Annotated in this window: 17 protein-coding genes; 9 read left to right on the top strand and 8 right to left on the bottom strand. The window is 69.3% G+C overall.

Translation table 11 applies throughout. The features are described from left to right. Positions 1–37: 37 nt before the first annotated feature. Entirely contained in the window at positions 38–1,189 is a 1,152-nt protein-coding gene (locus tag M3U25_RS07480; RefSeq protein WP_355496757.1) for a phospholipase A, read from the bottom strand. A gap of 142 nt (positions 1,190–1,331) precedes the next feature. Beyond that, on the bottom strand, positions 1,332–1,817 hold the full coding sequence (locus M3U25_RS07475; RefSeq protein WP_355496760.1) for a DUF456 domain-containing protein: 486 nt from the start codon (positions 1,815–1,817) through the stop codon (positions 1,332–1,334). A 238-nt stretch (positions 1,818–2,055) separates the two neighbouring features. Between M3U25_RS07475 and M3U25_RS07470 the strand changes: the two genes are divergently transcribed. Continuing rightward, positions 2,056–2,274 (top strand): cold-shock protein, encoded by a 219-nt coding sequence (locus tag M3U25_RS07470; protein WP_242160477.1) that lies wholly within the window; start codon positions 2,056–2,058, stop codon positions 2,272–2,274. A gap of 90 nt (positions 2,275–2,364) precedes the next feature. Here the strand turns inward: M3U25_RS07470 and M3U25_RS07465 are convergent, their stop codons facing one another. Together M3U25_RS07465 and M3U25_RS07460 are read right to left on the bottom strand one after the other, a co-directional pair. Beyond that, on the bottom strand, positions 2,365–2,847 hold the full coding sequence (locus M3U25_RS07465; RefSeq protein ID WP_017912805.1) for a glycine zipper 2TM domain-containing protein: 483 nt from the start codon (positions 2,845–2,847) through the stop codon (positions 2,365–2,367). A 299-nt stretch (positions 2,848–3,146) separates the two neighbouring features. Next, on the bottom strand, positions 3,147–3,575 hold the full coding sequence (locus M3U25_RS07460) for a hypothetical protein (protein WP_355496764.1): 429 nt from the start codon (positions 3,573–3,575) through the stop codon (positions 3,147–3,149). A 138-nt stretch (positions 3,576–3,713) separates the two neighbouring features. Here M3U25_RS07460 and M3U25_RS07455 point away from each other — a divergent pair, with 138 nt between their 5' ends. Then, positions 3,714–4,526 carry a tRNA threonylcarbamoyladenosine dehydratase gene (locus M3U25_RS07455; protein ID WP_355496767.1) on the top strand — a complete coding sequence of 271 codons (813 nt, stop codon included), beginning with the start codon at positions 3,714–3,716 and terminating at the stop codon, positions 4,524–4,526. Here the strand turns inward: M3U25_RS07455 and M3U25_RS07450 are convergent. From M3U25_RS07450 to M3U25_RS07440, 3 genes are all read right to left on the bottom strand, one after another. Beyond that, positions 4,523–5,938 (bottom strand): EAL domain-containing protein, encoded by a 1,416-nt coding sequence (locus tag M3U25_RS07450; protein ID WP_355496770.1) that lies wholly within the window; start codon positions 5,936–5,938, stop codon positions 4,523–4,525. The genes M3U25_RS07455 and M3U25_RS07450 overlap by 4 nt on opposite strands. A 473-nt stretch (positions 5,939–6,411) precedes the next feature. Next, on the bottom strand, positions 6,412–7,206 hold the full coding sequence (locus M3U25_RS07445) for a TatD family hydrolase (protein ID WP_355496773.1): 795 nt from the start codon (positions 7,204–7,206) through the stop codon (positions 6,412–6,414). A gap of 6 nt (positions 7,207–7,212) precedes the next feature. Then, positions 7,213–7,449, bottom strand: coding sequence for a DUF6116 family protein (locus M3U25_RS07440; RefSeq protein WP_160946014.1), 237 nt, complete (start codon positions 7,447–7,449; stop codon positions 7,213–7,215). A 173-nt stretch (positions 7,450–7,622) separates the two neighbouring features. Between M3U25_RS07440 and M3U25_RS07435 the strand changes: the two genes are divergently transcribed. From M3U25_RS07435 to M3U25_RS07410, 6 genes are all read left to right on the top strand, one after another. Continuing rightward, the gene (locus tag M3U25_RS07435; RefSeq protein WP_355496778.1) at positions 7,623–8,438 is read left to right on the top strand and encodes a glycine zipper 2TM domain-containing protein; all 816 of its coding nucleotides are present in this window, start codon (positions 7,623–7,625) and stop codon (positions 8,436–8,438) included. 100 nt (positions 8,439–8,538) lie between these two features. Next, complete coding sequence (locus tag M3U25_RS07430) at positions 8,539–9,714, top strand: acyl-CoA dehydrogenase family protein (RefSeq protein ID WP_355496781.1); 1,176 nt, start codon at positions 8,539–8,541, stop codon at positions 9,712–9,714. A gap of 48 nt (positions 9,715–9,762) precedes the next feature. Continuing rightward, a complete protein-coding gene (locus M3U25_RS07425) occupies positions 9,763–10,302 on the top strand; it encodes a GNAT family N-acetyltransferase (protein WP_242160470.1) in 540 nt (179 codons plus the stop codon). Positions 10,303–10,405: 103 nt separating this feature from the next. Further along, the gene (locus M3U25_RS07420; protein ID WP_242160469.1) at positions 10,406–11,083 is read left to right on the top strand and encodes a glutathione S-transferase family protein; all 678 of its coding nucleotides are present in this window, start codon (positions 10,406–10,408) and stop codon (positions 11,081–11,083) included. Positions 11,084–11,135: 52 nt separating this feature from the next. Beyond that, positions 11,136–11,690: an NADPH-dependent FMN reductase gene (locus M3U25_RS07415; RefSeq protein ID WP_355496786.1), complete on the top strand. Its 555-nt coding sequence runs from the start codon at positions 11,136–11,138 to the stop codon at positions 11,688–11,690. Positions 11,691–11,930: 240 nt separating this feature from the next. Further along, a complete protein-coding gene (locus M3U25_RS07410; protein ID WP_019798147.1) occupies positions 11,931–13,349 on the top strand; it encodes a replicative DNA helicase in 1,419 nt (472 codons plus the stop codon). An 82-nt stretch (positions 13,350–13,431) separates the two neighbouring features. Here M3U25_RS07410 and M3U25_RS07405 read toward each other — a convergent pair whose 3' ends face one another. Then, positions 13,432–13,944, bottom strand: coding sequence for a hypothetical protein (locus M3U25_RS07405; RefSeq protein ID WP_355496789.1), 513 nt, complete (start codon positions 13,942–13,944; stop codon positions 13,432–13,434). Positions 13,945–14,443: 499 nt separating this feature from the next. Between M3U25_RS07405 and M3U25_RS07400 the strand changes: the two genes are divergently transcribed. Continuing rightward, complete coding sequence (locus M3U25_RS07400) at positions 14,444–15,865, top strand: deoxyribodipyrimidine photo-lyase (protein WP_355496792.1); 1,422 nt, start codon at positions 14,444–14,446, stop codon at positions 15,863–15,865. Positions 15,866–15,960 lie beyond the last annotated feature (95 nt).

The raw sequence follows: 15,960 nt of genomic DNA, 5'->3' as shown, positions 1-15,960 counted from the left end.
CATCTGGGCGGCGCGCGCGTCGCTCAGCCGTGGCGGCTCAGAACCACTCCAGCAGCGAGATGCCGACGCCGACGTAGGTGGCGCGGTGGTTGTAGTCGATCATGCTTTCGCCGTAGCCGTCGAACACCTGCACATGGCCGCGCAGCAGGTTGCTGATCGGGAAGCCCCAGTCCAGTTGCACCGCGCCGTGCGAGCGGTCGCCGCCGCGCAGCGAGTGCCGCGCCATCAGCGCCACCTCGTGGCCGTTGCGGTTGTAGATGAGGGTCGCGTCGCCGCGGCCCATGTAGTCCTCGATGTCCGGGTTGTTGTCCTGCTTGCGGCTCTCCGGGATGCGGTACCAGGGGCGCAGCACCAGCGCCCAGTTGTCGCGGTCCAGGCCGATGTTGAGCATCGCCCGGTTCCAGCTGCGCGACAGCGGATCGCTGCGGCCGTTGGACTGGTGGGTCAGCTGGATGCCGGTCATCCGCCCCTTCCAGCCGAACAGGCTGTAGTTGTTGCGGAACACCAGCATCAGTTCCGGCTCGTAGTTGGTCTCGCGGAACGGCCGCGACTGCTCCGCGTTGTAGACCTGCCAACGCGAGCTCTGGGTGTAGCCGCCCCACAGGTCGCCGTTGTCGCCGAAGATGTTCTCCACGATCTTGGTCTTGAAGCTCAGCTGGAACTTCGCCTCCACGCTGTCCAGCGGCTCGGCGGTGGTCACCGTGTTGGCCGGGTTCGGCGAGGACGGCAGTTCGTTCTTCTTGCTGGTCCAGAACGCCGGCAGCAGGTACACCGGCTTGTAGGCGCGCAACTGGAAGGTGCCCAGCTTGGAGTCCTTGGCCAGTTCCCAGCGGCTGTCCAGCAGCGAGCCCTTGCCGGCATTGGCGATGGTGCTGTCGTAGCGATCCTCCTTGAAGATCGCCGCGGCCCGCTGGCGGGCGCGTTCGGCGGCGCCGGCGTCCTCCGGCAGGGTCGCGTCCAGTTTCTGCTTCTGGCGTTCGCTGGCGGCCTGCGCCGCGGCGTCGGCGGCCTGCGGGTCGGCGGTCCGGCGCGACAGTGCCTGGTCGTAGCAGGCCAGGCGGGCGGCATCGCTGGAGATGGCCACGCAGGCTTCCGGCGAGGCGGGGGTGGGCAGGACTTCCTGCGCGTGCGCAAGCGGCACGGCCGCGATCGACAGCAGTAACAGGGGACGGACCTGGCGGTGGGACATGCGGTTCTCGCTGCAACGGGCGGCGCGGGCGGGTGGTGCGCTGCCGGGGTAAATGGCCGGCAGCGAAAATACAGGAAGTGACGACAACAGGGTCATCACACGTTCATGCTGTCGCCGCGACGCCGCCTTCAGGCGTGCTGCTTCAGAGCAGCCAGGCCACCGCGAACAGCGCGAGCATCGCCAGCGCCAGGCCGAGCTTGGCGGCGGTGCCCAGCACGATCCCCAGCCAGGTGCCGACCCCGACCCGGGTCGCCTGCCGCAGTTCGCGGCCGTGCCAGTATTCCCCGACCAGGGCGCCGACGAAGGGGCCGACGAACAGCCCGATCGGCATGAAGAACATGCCGGCGATCCCGCCCAGCACCGACCCCCACAGCGCCTTGCGGCTGGCGCCGACGCGCTGCGCGCCGAAGGCGGTGGCCAGCAGGTCGACCAGCAGCGACAGCGCGGTGAGCACGCCCAGCACCGTCAGCGTCGGCCAGCCCACGCGCTGGAAGCCGTCGGCCCAGGCCGCCAGCAGCAACCCGGCGAACATCAGCGGAGTGCCCGGCAGGGCCGGCAGCACCACTCCCGCCAGCCCGACCAACACCAGCAGCCCGGCACACAGGTAATAGATGAACGCAGGGTCCATGTGACTCACCGCGGGGGCAGTTTGGGGGTTGACAGATGGGGTCTTTTTGCTGATTGCATTTTCATTTTGGCCGGGGTAAGTTGCAGCCGCTGCGTTTGCAAAGGTCACCGTGAATCGTGGCCTGATGCGGTAGATCCATCGATCCGCTACATCGTTATACCTCGCTTCCTCCTTGCAACCAGCCGCCGCACCCCCGGCGTACCCACCCCTGAGACGTGTTCCAAGGAGTAAGTCGATCATGAACGGTACTGGCAATCGCGAAAACGGCATCGTGAAGTGGTTCAACGATGCCAAGGGTTTCGGTTTCATCAGCCGCGAGAACGGCGAAGACGTGTTCGTGCACTTCCGCGCCATCCAGACCCAGGGCTTCAAGAGCCTGAAGGAAGGCCAGAAGGTCAGCTTCACCGTGGTGCAGGGCCAGAAGGGCCTGCAGGCCGACGCGGTGCAGCCGCTCTGAGTCGCCGTCGCGCGCCGCGTCGCGCCACGCGCAGCAAAAAGGCCCGCATTGCGGGCCTTTTTGCGTTTCAGGCAATGCCGCCGGCGCGAATCAGCGCGGCACCACGCGCCCGTTGACCACGCGCACGTAGGTGTTCTCGCGCACGCCGGCCAGGTCGCGCTGGTTGACCACGATCACCCGCCCGTCGTCCATCTGCACGTGCACGTCGTAGGTGTCGCTGGTGACGTTCTTCTGGATCTGGTTGCCGGCCAGCGCGCCCGCCGCCGCGCCGGCCACCGCCGACACGTTCTGGTTGCCCTTGCTGCCGCCGGTGTGATCCGAAATCTCGTGGCCGGCAACCGCGCCGACGATGCCTCCCAGGATCGCGCCGGTGGCCGACGGCGCGGTGCGGCCCGAGGGCACGGTGTCGATGCGGGTGACGATGCCGCAGTCGGCGCAGCGGGTCTGGGTGTAACCGCCGCGCGCCGGCTGGCTGTAGCCGCCGCCGTAACCGCCGCCATAGCCGGGGGACGTGGCGCAGCCTGCCAGCGCCAGGGTCGCCACGGCAGCGGTGGCCATCAGTTGAATCTTCATGGGTGCTCTCCTCGACAGACAGTGTGTGGAGCGCGGCGGCAGCGCCGCGTTCGCACGCATCCTGTCCACCCCTGCGTGAATGCAACGCCAACCCTGGCAGGTGCCGTTCAGCCTCGCCGCGGCCGGCGTCAGCGGCAATTCATGCAAGCGTGCGAGGGCGCGGTCGGCACACAGCGCGTCGCAGCTCCGCAATCTGCGCGATGGCACGGCGGCGGAAACGCGGACCGTATCGACATCGATCTGCGCGGATTGCATGCCGCCAGACGGGCGCAGGACGTTCGTCCCAGCTCGCCGCACGCTCAGCGGAAATCGCGGTGGCAGGCGTCGCAGCGTTCGTCGATCTGCTGGCGGGCCTGCGCCAGCGTGGCGCAGTCGGCCGGTGGCTGCGCCAGCGCCGCGTCGACGCCGGCACGCAAGGCATCGGCGTGCTCGCGAAAGCGACTGTCGTCGGCCAGGTCGGGGAAGGCCGTGTCCAATTCGTCGCCGAGCAGGCGCAACGTGCGCAGGCGCGCCTGCGGACCGGCGCCGCTGCATTGCCGGTGCGCGGTGTCGCGTTCGAGCAACGCCAGTTGCTTGCCCATGACCTGCATCAGGCTGCGCGGGAATGGATCCTGCCGCGCCTGCACCGCGCGCAGCGCCATCACCGTCAGCACCAGGCCGAGCAGCAGTCCGGCCAGCAACACGAACAGATAGCGGGAGGCGGAGGCGGGTGCAGGCGGTTTGGCCATCGGAGCAGGCGCAGCGGGATGGAGTCCCGATGGTACGCCTGCGGCAACGCGTCGCGCACAGCGACCGGACCGCCGCGGGAATCCCCAATCCCCAATCCCGAATCCCGGCTCCACCCAGCGATCCCCTAAAATGCACGGATGAACGAACAATGGCGCGAGCGTTTCGCCGGCATCGACCGGCTCTACGGGCAAGGCACGATCGGGCGGCTGGCGCAGTGCCGGGTGGCGGTGGTGGGCATGGGCGGGGTCGGCTCGTGGGTGGTGGAGGCGCTGGCGCGCTCGGCGGTCGGCCATCTGACCCTGATCGACGCCGACGACATCTGCGTGTCCAACACCAACCGGCAGTTGCCGGCGCTGGCCGGGCAATACGGTCGCAACAAGGCGGTGGCCATGGCCGAGCGCTGCGTGGCGATCAATCCGCAGATCGAGGCGGTCGCGGTCGAGGCCTTCCTGACCCCGACCAACATCGCCGAACTGCTCGATGCCGGCTTCGACCTGGTGATCGACGCCTGCGACAGCTTCCGGGTCAAGGTCGAGACCATCGCCTGGTGCCGGCGGCGCAAGCTGCCGCTGCTGACGGTGGGCTCGGCCGGCGGACGCACCGATTCGACCCTGGTGCGGATCCGCGATGTGTCGCGGACCGAGCACGACGCGATGCTGGCGCTGATCCGCAAGAAGCTGCGCAGCGAATTCAACTTCCCCAAGAACCCGCAGCGCTATTTCGGCGTGCCGGCGGTGTACTCGCTGGAGAACGTGCGCTACCCGCAGGCCGACGGCAGCGTCTGCGGACTGCGCCCGGCGCTTGGGTCGGATGCGGCCTTGAACCTGGACTGCGGTGCCGGCCTGGGCGCGGCCACCCACATCACCGGTGCGTTCGCCTTCGCCGCAGTCGGCAAGGCCCTGGAGATGCTGTTGAAGCGCGCCGCGGCGCGCGAGGCCGCGGCCGCCTAGCGCGTGGCGGCTGGCGGCGGCGCAGCGTTCGCCAGGTTGCGCTCGGTGCAGGCCTGCAGCGTGGCCAGCCGTTCCAGGTCCTGCGCCGGCTGCGGCCGGCCGAACAGGAAGCCCTGGAAGTGCCTGCAGCCCATCGCCGAGAGCATCTCGCACTGCTGCGCATCCTCGATGCCTTCGGCGAGCGCGACCATGCCCATCACCTCGGAGATCTCCACGATCTTGGCCAGCAGGCGCCGCGAGGATTCGTCGGCCTTGGCGTCGTTGACGAACTGCCGGTCGATCTTGAGCTTGGTGACGGGGAGCGTCCTGAGCATCGCCAGCGACGAGAAGCCGGTGCCGAAGTCGTCCAGTGCCCAGCCGATGCCGAAGGTCTTGAGTTCGTGCATCTTGGCGCGCACCCCGGCGGTGTCCACGTACAGCGCCGACTCGGTCAGCTCGAATTCCAGCGATGCCGGCGCCACGCCCTCGCTGGTGATCACCTGCTTCACCGAGGCCACGAAGTTGGGATCGAGCAACTGCACCGGGCTGACGTTCACCGCCACCACCAGCGCACGCAGGTCCGGTTCCAGCGACCACCGCCGCAGCGTGCGGCAGACCTGGCGCAGCACTTCCAGTCCCACTTCGCGAATCAATTGGCTCTCTTCGGCCAGCGGGATGAACTTGTCCGGGGTCAGCAGCTTGCCGCTGGGGTGCCGCCAGCGCACCAGCGCCTCGGCCCCGAGCATGTGGCCGTTCGCGTTGACCTGCGGCTGGTACAACACCTCGATCTCGTTGTTGCCGACCGCACGCGCCAATTCCCGCTCCAGCGAAATGCGCGCGTTCACGTCGTTGCGGTAGATGTGCAGGATCGCCGCCAGCAAGCCGGCCGCGCACGCCATGTTGGAGATCGCGCCGAGCCGGCGCATCCCCAGCGGTGGCGAGGACGCCGGCGCCAGCCAGTCCAGTTCGCCCGAGCCGAACGCGACGAAGGCACCCAGGCAGGCCAGCGGGAACACCAGCGCGCGGTAGCGGCGGCTGCGGTCGAACACGAACAGCGCGCCGGCCGCCAGCGGCAGGAAGAAGGTATGCACCGAGCGCGGCACCGTGCCGATCGGCGCGTCGATGATCGAGATCACCAGCACCACGACGAAGATGCCGTGCGCCACAAGCGACAGCGAGGCCTCGTCGCAATGGCGGCGGCGGCCCAGCGCCAGCAGGCCCACGGCGGTCAGTCCGACGAAGGCGAACGCCAACTCCGGCCGGCCGTAATACAGGTAGCACACCGTCCACAGGGCGCCGAGCGTGGTGCACGAGACCCCGGCCAGGGTCAGGGTGCTGCGCATCTTGCGGCTGCGATTGCTGTCGCGGAATTTCAGGGAGACCCAGCTTTCGCCGTTGGAGGCGGGTTTTTCCGAACTCGTGCCGCTCTTCATCGTCGCAGCGCCCGGGTGCGCGCCATCGTCGTTCGCGCCGGAGCGGCAGCGCAGGACGACACGATCGCGTGCGTGCGCCGCGCGCCGTGGAGAAGCGGGTAGGGGATGCGGCTTGCCGGTTGTTTCACGCCAGGAGGATCCGATCTGCCAGAACGCGTGCCATCGAGCCGGCCGCCAAGCCTTTGCTGAAAGCGAACGGATTCACACTCCGGTGCCTGGCGGACAAAGGAGCCGCTCGCCGTTTCAGCGCGGTGCACAGTAGCAGAAGCGAGCATGCCGAAACCTCGCGAAAGCACGGCGATCAGGCTGCTCAGTTCACAGTTTCGGACGAAAGCTGCCTCGCCAGGCGAGGCGCCACACCAGGCGCTTGCAGCCATGCCATACGCGGCCGACGGCTGGCGTCGCTTCCTGTGCCAACGCGTCAGTAAGCGACGCGCAGTGTCGAAGTGTGCTGTTCGCAGCGACGTGCCGGGTCAGGGGGCGACGGGCGTGCCGGCGCTCGCGTCGGGCAGGCCGAACAGCCGCCGCGCATTGGCCGTGGTCTGCACGGCGATGGCCGCGGCAGGCACATCGCGCAGCGCGGCGATGGTGTCCAGCACCGTGCGCAGCCGCGCCGGTTCGTTGCGCTGCCCGCGGATCGCCGCATCGGGCTGGTCGGGCGCATCGGTTTCCAGCAGCAATTGCTCCAGGGGCACCGTGGCGGCGAGCCGGCGCAGGCGCTGCGCCCGTTCGTAGGTGACCGGCCCGCCGAGGCCGATCAGGAACTCCAGCGAGCGCAACTGCGCGGCCTGCTCGGCGCTACCGGCGAAACTGTGCACCACGCCACGCACGCCGCCGACCTTGCGGATCGCCAGGATCACCGCGTCCACCGCACGCCGCGCATGCACGATCACCGGCAGGTCGAACGTGCGTGCCAGTTGCAGTTGCCCGACGAAATACCGCTGCTGTTCGGCTTCGTCCAACCCTTCGACGAAGAAGTCCAGGCCGCACTCGCCGATGGCGCAGGGGCGCTCACGTTCGATCCATTCGCCGAGCAAGGGCAAGTGCTCGGGGCGGTGCTGGTCCAGGAACAGCGGATGCAGGCCATATGCCGGATACAGGCCGGGCTCGGCTGCGCACACCGCGCGCAGTTTGGGCCAGGAGGCCGCAGTGACCGCCGGCACCACCTGCGCCTGCACACCGGCCGCCTGCGCGCGCGCCACCACCGCGGCGCGGTCCGGATCGAACTCCTCCGCATCCAGGTGGCAGTGGCTGTCGATCAACGGCATCGGCGCTCAGCGGCGCACGCGCCGGGCGGTGGAGGCCAGCGGCTCGGTGGCCGGCGCCGGCGTGCGGCTCTTCCAGTTGGCCAGCAGCAAGGTGCCCAGGCCGAACACGATCTCGTCGATGAAGGGCACCGGGTCGGGCAGCAGCACGCTCAGCACGAACAGCCCGGCGGTGATCTTGAACAGCGTCGGGTAGCGCAATTTGCCCGCCCAGCGCAGCAGCGGATACACGATCGGATTGGGCACGGCACGTCCTCCGGAGGAGCGGTGGAAACGCTAACAGCCTCGATATGGCGACGTTCTGGCGGCGTTACCAGTCGCGGCGCCGACGCATTGCTGAATAGGGAGCGGATTGGTTCAGCTTCCGCATGGTAATCACAGCACCGTAGACAACGCGGTCAGCCCGCAGGAGAGCACACATGAAAAGCACTACGACAACCGTTCTGGTCGCGGCTGGCGCCTTGCTGGTCGGCGGCGTCGCCACCGCGGCCTTCATGAACAATCGCGACAAACCGGTGGACGTCGCCAACAGCGACGTGCGTCCGGCCCTGGACAATACGCGTGGCGACAGTGCGCTGGACAACAGCGTCGGCGGCAAGCTGGACTACGCCGACGTGGTGCGGGTCTATCCGATCACCCAGAAGCAGCAGCGCTATGCCGAGGTGATCGGTACCGAACCGCTGCGCGAGACCTCCACCACCACCACCCCGCGTCAGGTCTGCAACGACGTGGTGGTGCAGGAGCGCCTGCCCGAGCGCGACGGCAACGTCGGCGGCACCGTGGTCGGTGCGCTGGTCGGCGGCCTGCTCGGCAACCAGGTGGGTCACGGCAATGGCCGCAAGGCCGCGACCGCGGCCGGCGCGGTGGCCGGCGGCTTCATCGGCAACCGCATCGACCAGAACCACGTCGGCGGCCGCGTGGTCGACCGCACCGAGCGCCAGTGCCACACCGAGAACAGCACTGCGCAGTCCTCGACCATCACCGGCTACAACGTCACCTACCGCAACGACGACGGCACCACCGGCACCATGCGCATGGACAGCAAGCCGGGCAGCCGCATCGCCATGGGCACGCAGGACGTGGTCAAGGGCTACGACGTGACCTACCGCTACGACGGCCAGGAAAAGACCGTGCGCATGGACGACCGCCCGAACAGCGACCGCCTGCCGGTGCTGGACGGCCGCCTGGTCACCCAGACCGCTTCGGCCGGCGACAGCGCCGTCAGCCAGCGCTGAGGCGCACCCAGGCTGCATCTCCGAAGGCCGGCGCTTGCGCCGGCCTTCGTCTGTCTGCGGGCGGCGGCACGGGCGGGGCCGATACAATGCGGCTTTCGCCGTGGACACCGCCATGCCCCTGCCTTGCGACGACCTGTTCAACGTAGCCGCGCTGCTGACCGAGGAGGAACGCGCGATCCAGCAGGCGGTGGCGCGCTTCGTCGATGCCAGGGTGCTGGCGGTGATCGGCGACGCCTTCGACCAGGCGCGGTTCCCGCGCGAACTGGTGCCGGAACTGGCGCAGTTGGGATTGCTCGGCGCCAGCCTGCCGGCCGGGCAGGGCGGTGGCGGCCTCAACGCGGTCTGCTACGGCCTGATCTGCCAGGAACTGGAGCGCGGCGACAGCGGCCTGCGCAGCTTCGTCAGCGTGCAGTCCTCGCTGTCCATGTACCCGATCCACGCCTACGGCAGCGACGCGCAACGCCAGCGCTGGCTGCCGGCGATGGCCGCCGGCACCGCGATCGGCTGCTTCGGCCTGACCGAGTCGCAGGGCGGCTCCGACCCGGCGGCGATGCAGACCCGCGCGGTGCGCGACGGCGATGGCTGGCGCTTGAGCGGCAGCAAGATGTGGATCACCAACGGCAGCATCGCCGACGTGGCGATCGTGTGGGCGCAGACCGAGGACGGCATCCAGGGCTTCCTGGTCGAGGCCGGCACCCCGGGCTTCGGCACCCAGGACATCGCCCACAAGATGAGCCTGCGCGCCTCGGTGACCTCGGCGCTGTTCTTCGACGACGTACGCCTGCCCGACAGCCAGCGCCTGCCCGGCGTGCGCGGGCTGAAGGGGCCGCTGGGCTGCCTGACCCAGGCCCGCTACGGCATCAGTTGGGGCGCGATCGGCGCGGCCATCGCCTGCCTGCGCGAGGCGCTGGCCTATGCCGGCGAACGCATGCTGTTCGGACGGCCGCTGGCGGCGACGCAGAGCGCGCAGATCAAGCTGGCCGACATGGCGCGGCGCATCGCCGCCGCGCAGTTGCTCGCGCTGCAACTGGGCCGGCTCAAGGACGCCGGCACGCTGCAGCCGGCGCAGGTGTCGCTGGCCAAGTGGAACAACGTGCGCATGGCCCTGGACATCGCCCGCGAATGTCGCGACCTGCTCGGCGGCGCCGGCATCACCACCGACTACGGCGCGATCCGCCATGCGCTGAACCTGGAATCGGTGATCACCTACGAGGGCACCGAGACCGTGCACCAACTGGTGGTCGGCCGCGAGCTGACCGGCATCAATGCGTTTTGAATCCATGTCCCGCGCGCGGCGCGGGCCCGTTTTGCAGGAGAACCGACGATGAGCGTCTTCGATGTGCGCGTGGAAACCGAGCGCCTGTTGCTGCGCCCGCCGACCGCCGAGGATTTCGCGGCGTTCTGCGCATTTTCCGCCGATGTCGAGACCATGCATCACCTCGGCGGGGTGCAGGCGCCGTCGGCCGTCTGGCGCGGCCTGGCGACGATGGTCGGCAGTTGGCAGTTGCAGGGATTTGCGATGTTCTCGGTGATCGAGAAGCGCAGCGGGCAGTGGATCGGCCGGGTCGGCCCCTGGCAGCCGCACGGCTGGCCGGGCACGGAGGTCGGTTGGGGTATCGCGCGTGCGTACTGGGGCCATGGCTATGCGCCGGAGGCGGCCGCGGCGTCGATCGACTGGGCGTTCGCGCAGTTGGGTTGGAGCGAGGTGATCCACGTGATCGCGCCGGACAACGCCAACTCCAAGGCGGTGGCGGGCAAGCTCGGATCGCGCTATCTGCGTCCCGGACAATTGCCGGAGCCGCTGCCGCAGGAGCCGATCGAGGTCTGGGGACAGTCGCGCGCGCAATGGCAGGCGCGGCGCTGACCCGCGGCCGCGGCGGAGCGTCGTCGGGGGGCGAGGCACCGCTCTTGCGCTTCCCCATTCCCGACTCCCCAATCCCGACCCTTCAGCAAGCAAGGAGCGATGCATGGCAGCCGAACGTGTCCCCCTGACCGTGTACGGCATGGCGCTGTCCGGCAATTGCTACAAGGTGCGGCTGTTGCTGGAGCAACTGGGCTGCGCCTACCGCTGGGTCGAGATTGACAGCGCCAACGGCCAGACCCGCACCCCGGCGTTCCTGGCCAAGAATCCCAACGGCAAGGTGCCGCTGCTGGAGCGCGAGGACGGGCGCGTGCTCGCCGAATCCAACGCCATCCTGTGCTGGCTGGCCGAGGGCACCGGCCATCTGCCCGCCGATCCCTGGCAGCGGGCGCAGGCGCTGAGCTGGCTGTTCTTCGAGCAGTACAGCCACGAACCCTACGTTGCGGTGGCGCGCTTCGTCTGCGGTTGGACGCCGCCCGACTCGCCGCGCCGCGCCGAACTGCCGCGCCTGCGCGAGGGGGCGACGCGGGCGCTGGCGGTGATGGAACAGCACCTGCAGACGCAGGCCTGGTTCACCGGCCCGGCCTACGGCATTGCCGACATCGCGCTGTTCGCCTACACCCACTGCGCCGGCGACGCGGGCATCGTGCTGGCGCACTATCCGGCGCTGTGCGACTGGCTGCAGCGGGTCCGCGCCACGCCGGGCTTCGTGGCGCTGCCGCCGCTGCCGGACGAGGTGCGCGCGCGCCTGGCGCTGGCGGGGACGGCCACGGCGTTCACCTGACTGCCGCGCGCCGGCGGCTAGCCTGAAGATTCATTCAGTCAGGAGCTACGCCATGAGCCAGTACCGCATCGCCGTGTTCGTCGGCAGCCTGCGCAAGGAATCGTTCAACCGGCGCCTGGCGCACGCGCTGGAGCGACTCGCCGGCGACCGCGCCCGTTTCGAGTACGTGGAGATCGGCGACCTGCCGCTGTACAACCAGGACCAGGACCACGACTATCCGGCGCAGGGCCGGCGCCTGAAGACGCAGGTCAGCAGCGCCGATGCGGTGCTGTTCGTCACCCCCGAGTACAACCGCTCCATCCCCGGCGTGCTCAAGAACGCCATCGACCTGGGCTCGCGGCCGTACGGCGAGAGCGCCTTCGCCGGCAAGCCGGCGGCGGTGTGCGGGACCTCGCCCGGGGCGATCGGCAGCGCCCTGGCGCAGCAGCACCTGCGCAACGTGCTGGCCTACCTGGACATGCCGGTGCTGGGCCAGCCGGAGATCTTTTTGCAGTTCAAGGAGGGCCTGATCGCCGAGGACGGCGCCATCGACGACGAGCGCACCCGCAAGTTCCTCGCCGGTTTCGTGGACAAGTTCATCGCCTGGATCGACGAACTGCAGGCCTGAGCAGTGCCGGGGCGCGCTGGCGGTAGCGCGTAGGGAGCAGCGGCCTTGCTTGGCGGTGCGTCGGCGAGGTTCTCCACCGCTTGTCCCCAGACTTGTCCCCAGCGTGGGCGACTACGCTGATGTGCGCGGCGCCCGGCCGGCGCCTCGCCCTAGCCGCAGCCGGGCGCGGCGACTAAAATCGATGCCCGGGCCGCGGTGAGGCCGCGCCCGGCGTCCGCGCCCACAGAGAAGACCCAGCCTATGTCCGCCCGTCCCGGCTACCGCGGCGATCGCAAGAGCGAGCGCAGCGAACGCAGCGAGCCGCGTCTCGACCAGTTGCGCGTGCCACCGCACTCGATCGAGGCCGAACAGGCCGTGCTCGGCGGCCTGATGCTGGCGCCGGAGGCCTACGACCGGGTCAACGACCAGCTCACCGACAAGGATTTCTACCGGCGCGATCACCAGTTGATCTACCGCGCGATCCGCGAGCTGGCCGAGAAAGGGCGCCCGTTCGACGCGGTGACCCTGGGCGAGTGGTTCGAGTCGCAGGGCAAGCTGGAGATGGTCGGCGACGGCGCCTACCTGATCGAACTGGCCAGCACCACGCCCTCGGCCGCCAACATCGCCGCCTACGCGGAAATCGTCCGCGACAAGGCGGTGCTGCGGCAGCTGATCGAGGTCGGCACCACCATCGTCAACGACGGCTTCCAGCCGGAAGGGCGCGAGAGCGCCGAGTTGCTGGCGTCGGCGGAAAAAGCCGTGTTCCAGATCGCCGAGGCCGGCGCGCGCGGGCGCAGCGACTTCGTGGCGATGCCCGGCGCATTGAAGGACGCGTTCGAGGAGCTGCGCAACCGCTTCGAGAACGGCGGCAACATCACCGGCCTGCCGACCGGCTACAACGACTTCGACGCGATGACCGCCGGCCTGCAGCCGACCGACCTGATCATCCTCGCCGCGCGTCCGGCGATGGGCAAGACCACCTTCGCGCTGAACATCGCCGAGTACGCGGCGATCAAGTCGAAGAAGGCGGTGGCGGTGTTCTCGATGGAAATGTCGGCTTCGCAGCTGGCGATGCGCCTGATCTCCTCCAACGGCCGCATCAACGCGCAACGCCTGCGTACCGGCCAGCTCGAGGACGAGGACTGGGCGCGCGTCACCGGCGCGATCAAGATGCTCAAGGAGACCAAGATCTTCATCGACGACACGCCGGGCGTGTCGCCGGAAGTGCTGCGCTCCAAGGCGCGCCGGCTCAAGCGCGAGCACGACCTGGGCCTGATCGTGATCGACTACCTGCAGCTGATGTCGGTGCCCGGCAACAGCGAGAACCGCGCCACCGAGATCTCGGAGATCTCGCGCTCGCTCAAGGGCCTGGCCAAGGAGTTGGGAGTGCCGGTGATCGCGCTGTCGCAGCTCAACCGCTCGCTGGAAACGCGGACCGACAAGCGCCCGGTGATGGCCGACCTGCGCGAATCCGGCGCGATCGAGCAGGACGCGGACATGATCGTGTTCATCTACCGCGACGACTATTACAACAAGGAAAATTCGCCGGACAAGGGCCTGGCCGAAATCATCATCGGCAAGCACCGCGGCGGCCCGACCGGGTCGTGCAAGCTCAAGTTCTTTGGCGAATACACCCGCTTCGACAATCTCGCCCACGATTCGGTGGGCGCGTTCGAGTAAGCCGCCGCCCGCATGCGCGGGCAACGGCGGTGACCGGCGAGGCGTCCGCAACGCTGCGAACCCCGGCCGCGCGGCGCGACGATCAGTACGGAATCTCGATCTCGGCGTTGCTGGTGGCGTCGTAGGTGTTGGCGCCGTACTCGGCGTGGTGGGTGCAGACCACGGTGACCTTGCGGTAGATCCCATAGACGAAGTTCGACGTGAAGTGCACGTCGACCAAGGCGCCATTGCCTTCCTCGTCGTAGTCGGTGGTGTAGCCGTTGCCGTACGGGTCGTAGGCGTTGCAGCGCACGTTGATGTAGCGGGCGTCGACGCGGTCGTTGTTGGCGTTGGCGAAGCGCGAGTAGGCGCGGATCTTCAGGCGCTTGCCGCCGGCCGGGCGATTGTCGGACTCGTAGCCCTGGTTCTGGATCACGCCCTGCAGCGTGTAGACCGGCGTGCTGCCGCCACCACCGCCGCCGCCGCCACATTCGACGCCATTGTCGACGCCGACTTCGTTCTGGAATTCGCCCGGCTCGGTGGTGCAGGCCATCGCCAGCGGGGCGGCGAGGCTCAGTGCGAGGGTGAGGGCGGCTTTTGCGATGCGCTTGTCCATGGGTCTTGCTCTCCTGAAGGTCTTGCGGATGTCGGCGATGGGCGTGAGCGCGCTGCGCCATTCGCTGCCCGCAGCGCGTCGCGGCCCTGCAGATGCAGATCCGGGCGCGGGCGGTTCGGGCCGCACGCAGCCGCGCTCGCCGGCCGTGGTGGCCGTGAGGTCGCAGAGGCGATGGCGGATGTCCCCATGCGCGCGAGACGGCCGTGGCCGTGTCGTACGCGGTGCAGCGAAAGCACGGATGACGTCCTTCCCCGGAACGTCATCCAACAGCAGCGGTCGCGGCGCCGTTTCGACATGACGGCGCCCGCCTCGGCGTTATAGCAGGGCCGGCGAGGCGCACGTGCGTGGCGCGCGGCGATGTCTACGAAATCAGTCCGGGGCTGCACGCGCGGCATACGACACGCATCGCCAGGCGCGTGCGGTGCGCGTCGCCGCATGCTCACCTGGCCACTGCACCCGATCCGTATCATGGCGCGTCCTTCGCTGCGTCCCTTCGCGCATGAGCTACGCCATCGTCTGGTTCCGGCGCGACCTGCGCCTGCACGATCAACCCGCCCTGCAGGCCGCCCTGGACGCCGGGCATACGCCGGTGCCGGTGTACCTGCACAGCCCGGAGGACGAGGGCGCGTGGGCCGCGGGCGCGGCCTCGTGCAGCTGGCTGCAGCGCTCGCTGGCGGCGCTGGACGCGCAACTGCGCGAATGCGGTTCGCGCCTGATCCTGCGCCAGGGCCCGGCCGAGACCGCGTTGCGCCAGGTGATCGCCGACTGCGGCGCGGAGGCGGTGTACTGGAATCGCCGTTACGAGCCGGCCACGCAAGCGCGCGATGCGCGGCTCAAGCGCGCGTTGCGCGAGCAGGGCCTGGAAGTGCACAGCCACAACAGCGCGCTGCTGTTCGAACCCTGGCAACTGGCGACGCAGCAGGGCGGCCCGTACAAGGTGTTCACCCCGTTCTGGCGCAGTGCGCTGAGCCACTGGCAGGTGCCGGCGCTGCAGCCTGCGCCGAAGACGTTGCCGCCGCCGCCCGCGAAGCTGGACAGCCTGCCGCTGGAGCAGCTCGGCCTGGCGCCGGTGCTGGACTGGGACCGCGGTTTCTGGGATGTCTGGCAGCCGGGCGAGGCGGGCGCGCACGAGGCGCTGGACGTGTTCGTCGACGGCGCGCTGCGCGACTACCTCGATGGCCGCGACCGCCCGGACCAGGTCGGCACCTCGCGGCTGTCGCCGCACCTGCATTTCGGCGAGATCGCACCGTGGCGCATCGTCGCCACGCTCGAACGCCATCGCCGCGCTGCCACCGCTGCGGCCATCGACGGCTATATCCGCCAGCTCGGCTGGCGCGACTTCGCCCACCACCTGCTGCACCATTTCCCCGACACCCCCGAGCGCAACCTCAATCCGCGCTTCGATCGCTTCCGCTGGGCCAAACCCGATGCCGAGAAATTGCACGCCTGGCAGCGCGGCCGCAGCGGCGTGCCGATCGTCGATGCCGGCCTGCGCGAGCTGTGGCACACCGGCTGGATGCACAACCGCGTGCGCATGATCGTCGCCAGCTACCTGTGCAAGCACCTGCGCGTGCACTGGTCAGAAGGCGCGCGCTGGTTCTGGGACACCCTGGTCGATGCCGACCTGGCCAACAACACCCTGGGCTGGCAGTGGGTAGCCGGCACCGGTGCCGATGCCGCGCCGTATTTCCGGGTGTTCAATCCGGTGACCCAGGCGCAGAAGTTCGATCCGAAGGGCGAGTACATCGCGCGCTGGGTGCCGGAACTGGCGGCGCTGCCGGTGGCCGACCGCTTCGCCCCGTGGCAGGCGCCGCAGCGGCTGGCGCGCGCTGCACCGCAGTATCCGCGGCAGCCGATCGTGGACCTGGCGGCGGGCCGCGATGCGGCGCTGGCCGCCTACCGCGAGACCGCCGCCGGCTGAGCGCCGCGCCACCACGGCGGCGTGCGCAAGTGGCCTGGGCGCGCGATTGACGCCCTTCGCCGGCGCATGATTCACTCCGGGCTCGGACAGGAGCC

The sequence above is a fragment of the Xanthomonas sp. PPL134 genome (assembly GCF_040595915.1).
Taxonomy (GTDB): Bacteria; Pseudomonadota; Gammaproteobacteria; order Xanthomonadales; family Xanthomonadaceae; genus Xanthomonas_A; species Xanthomonas_A indica.
The sequence above is the reverse complement of the archived record's forward strand: the minus strand, read 5'-3'. Positions and strand labels throughout refer to the sequence as shown.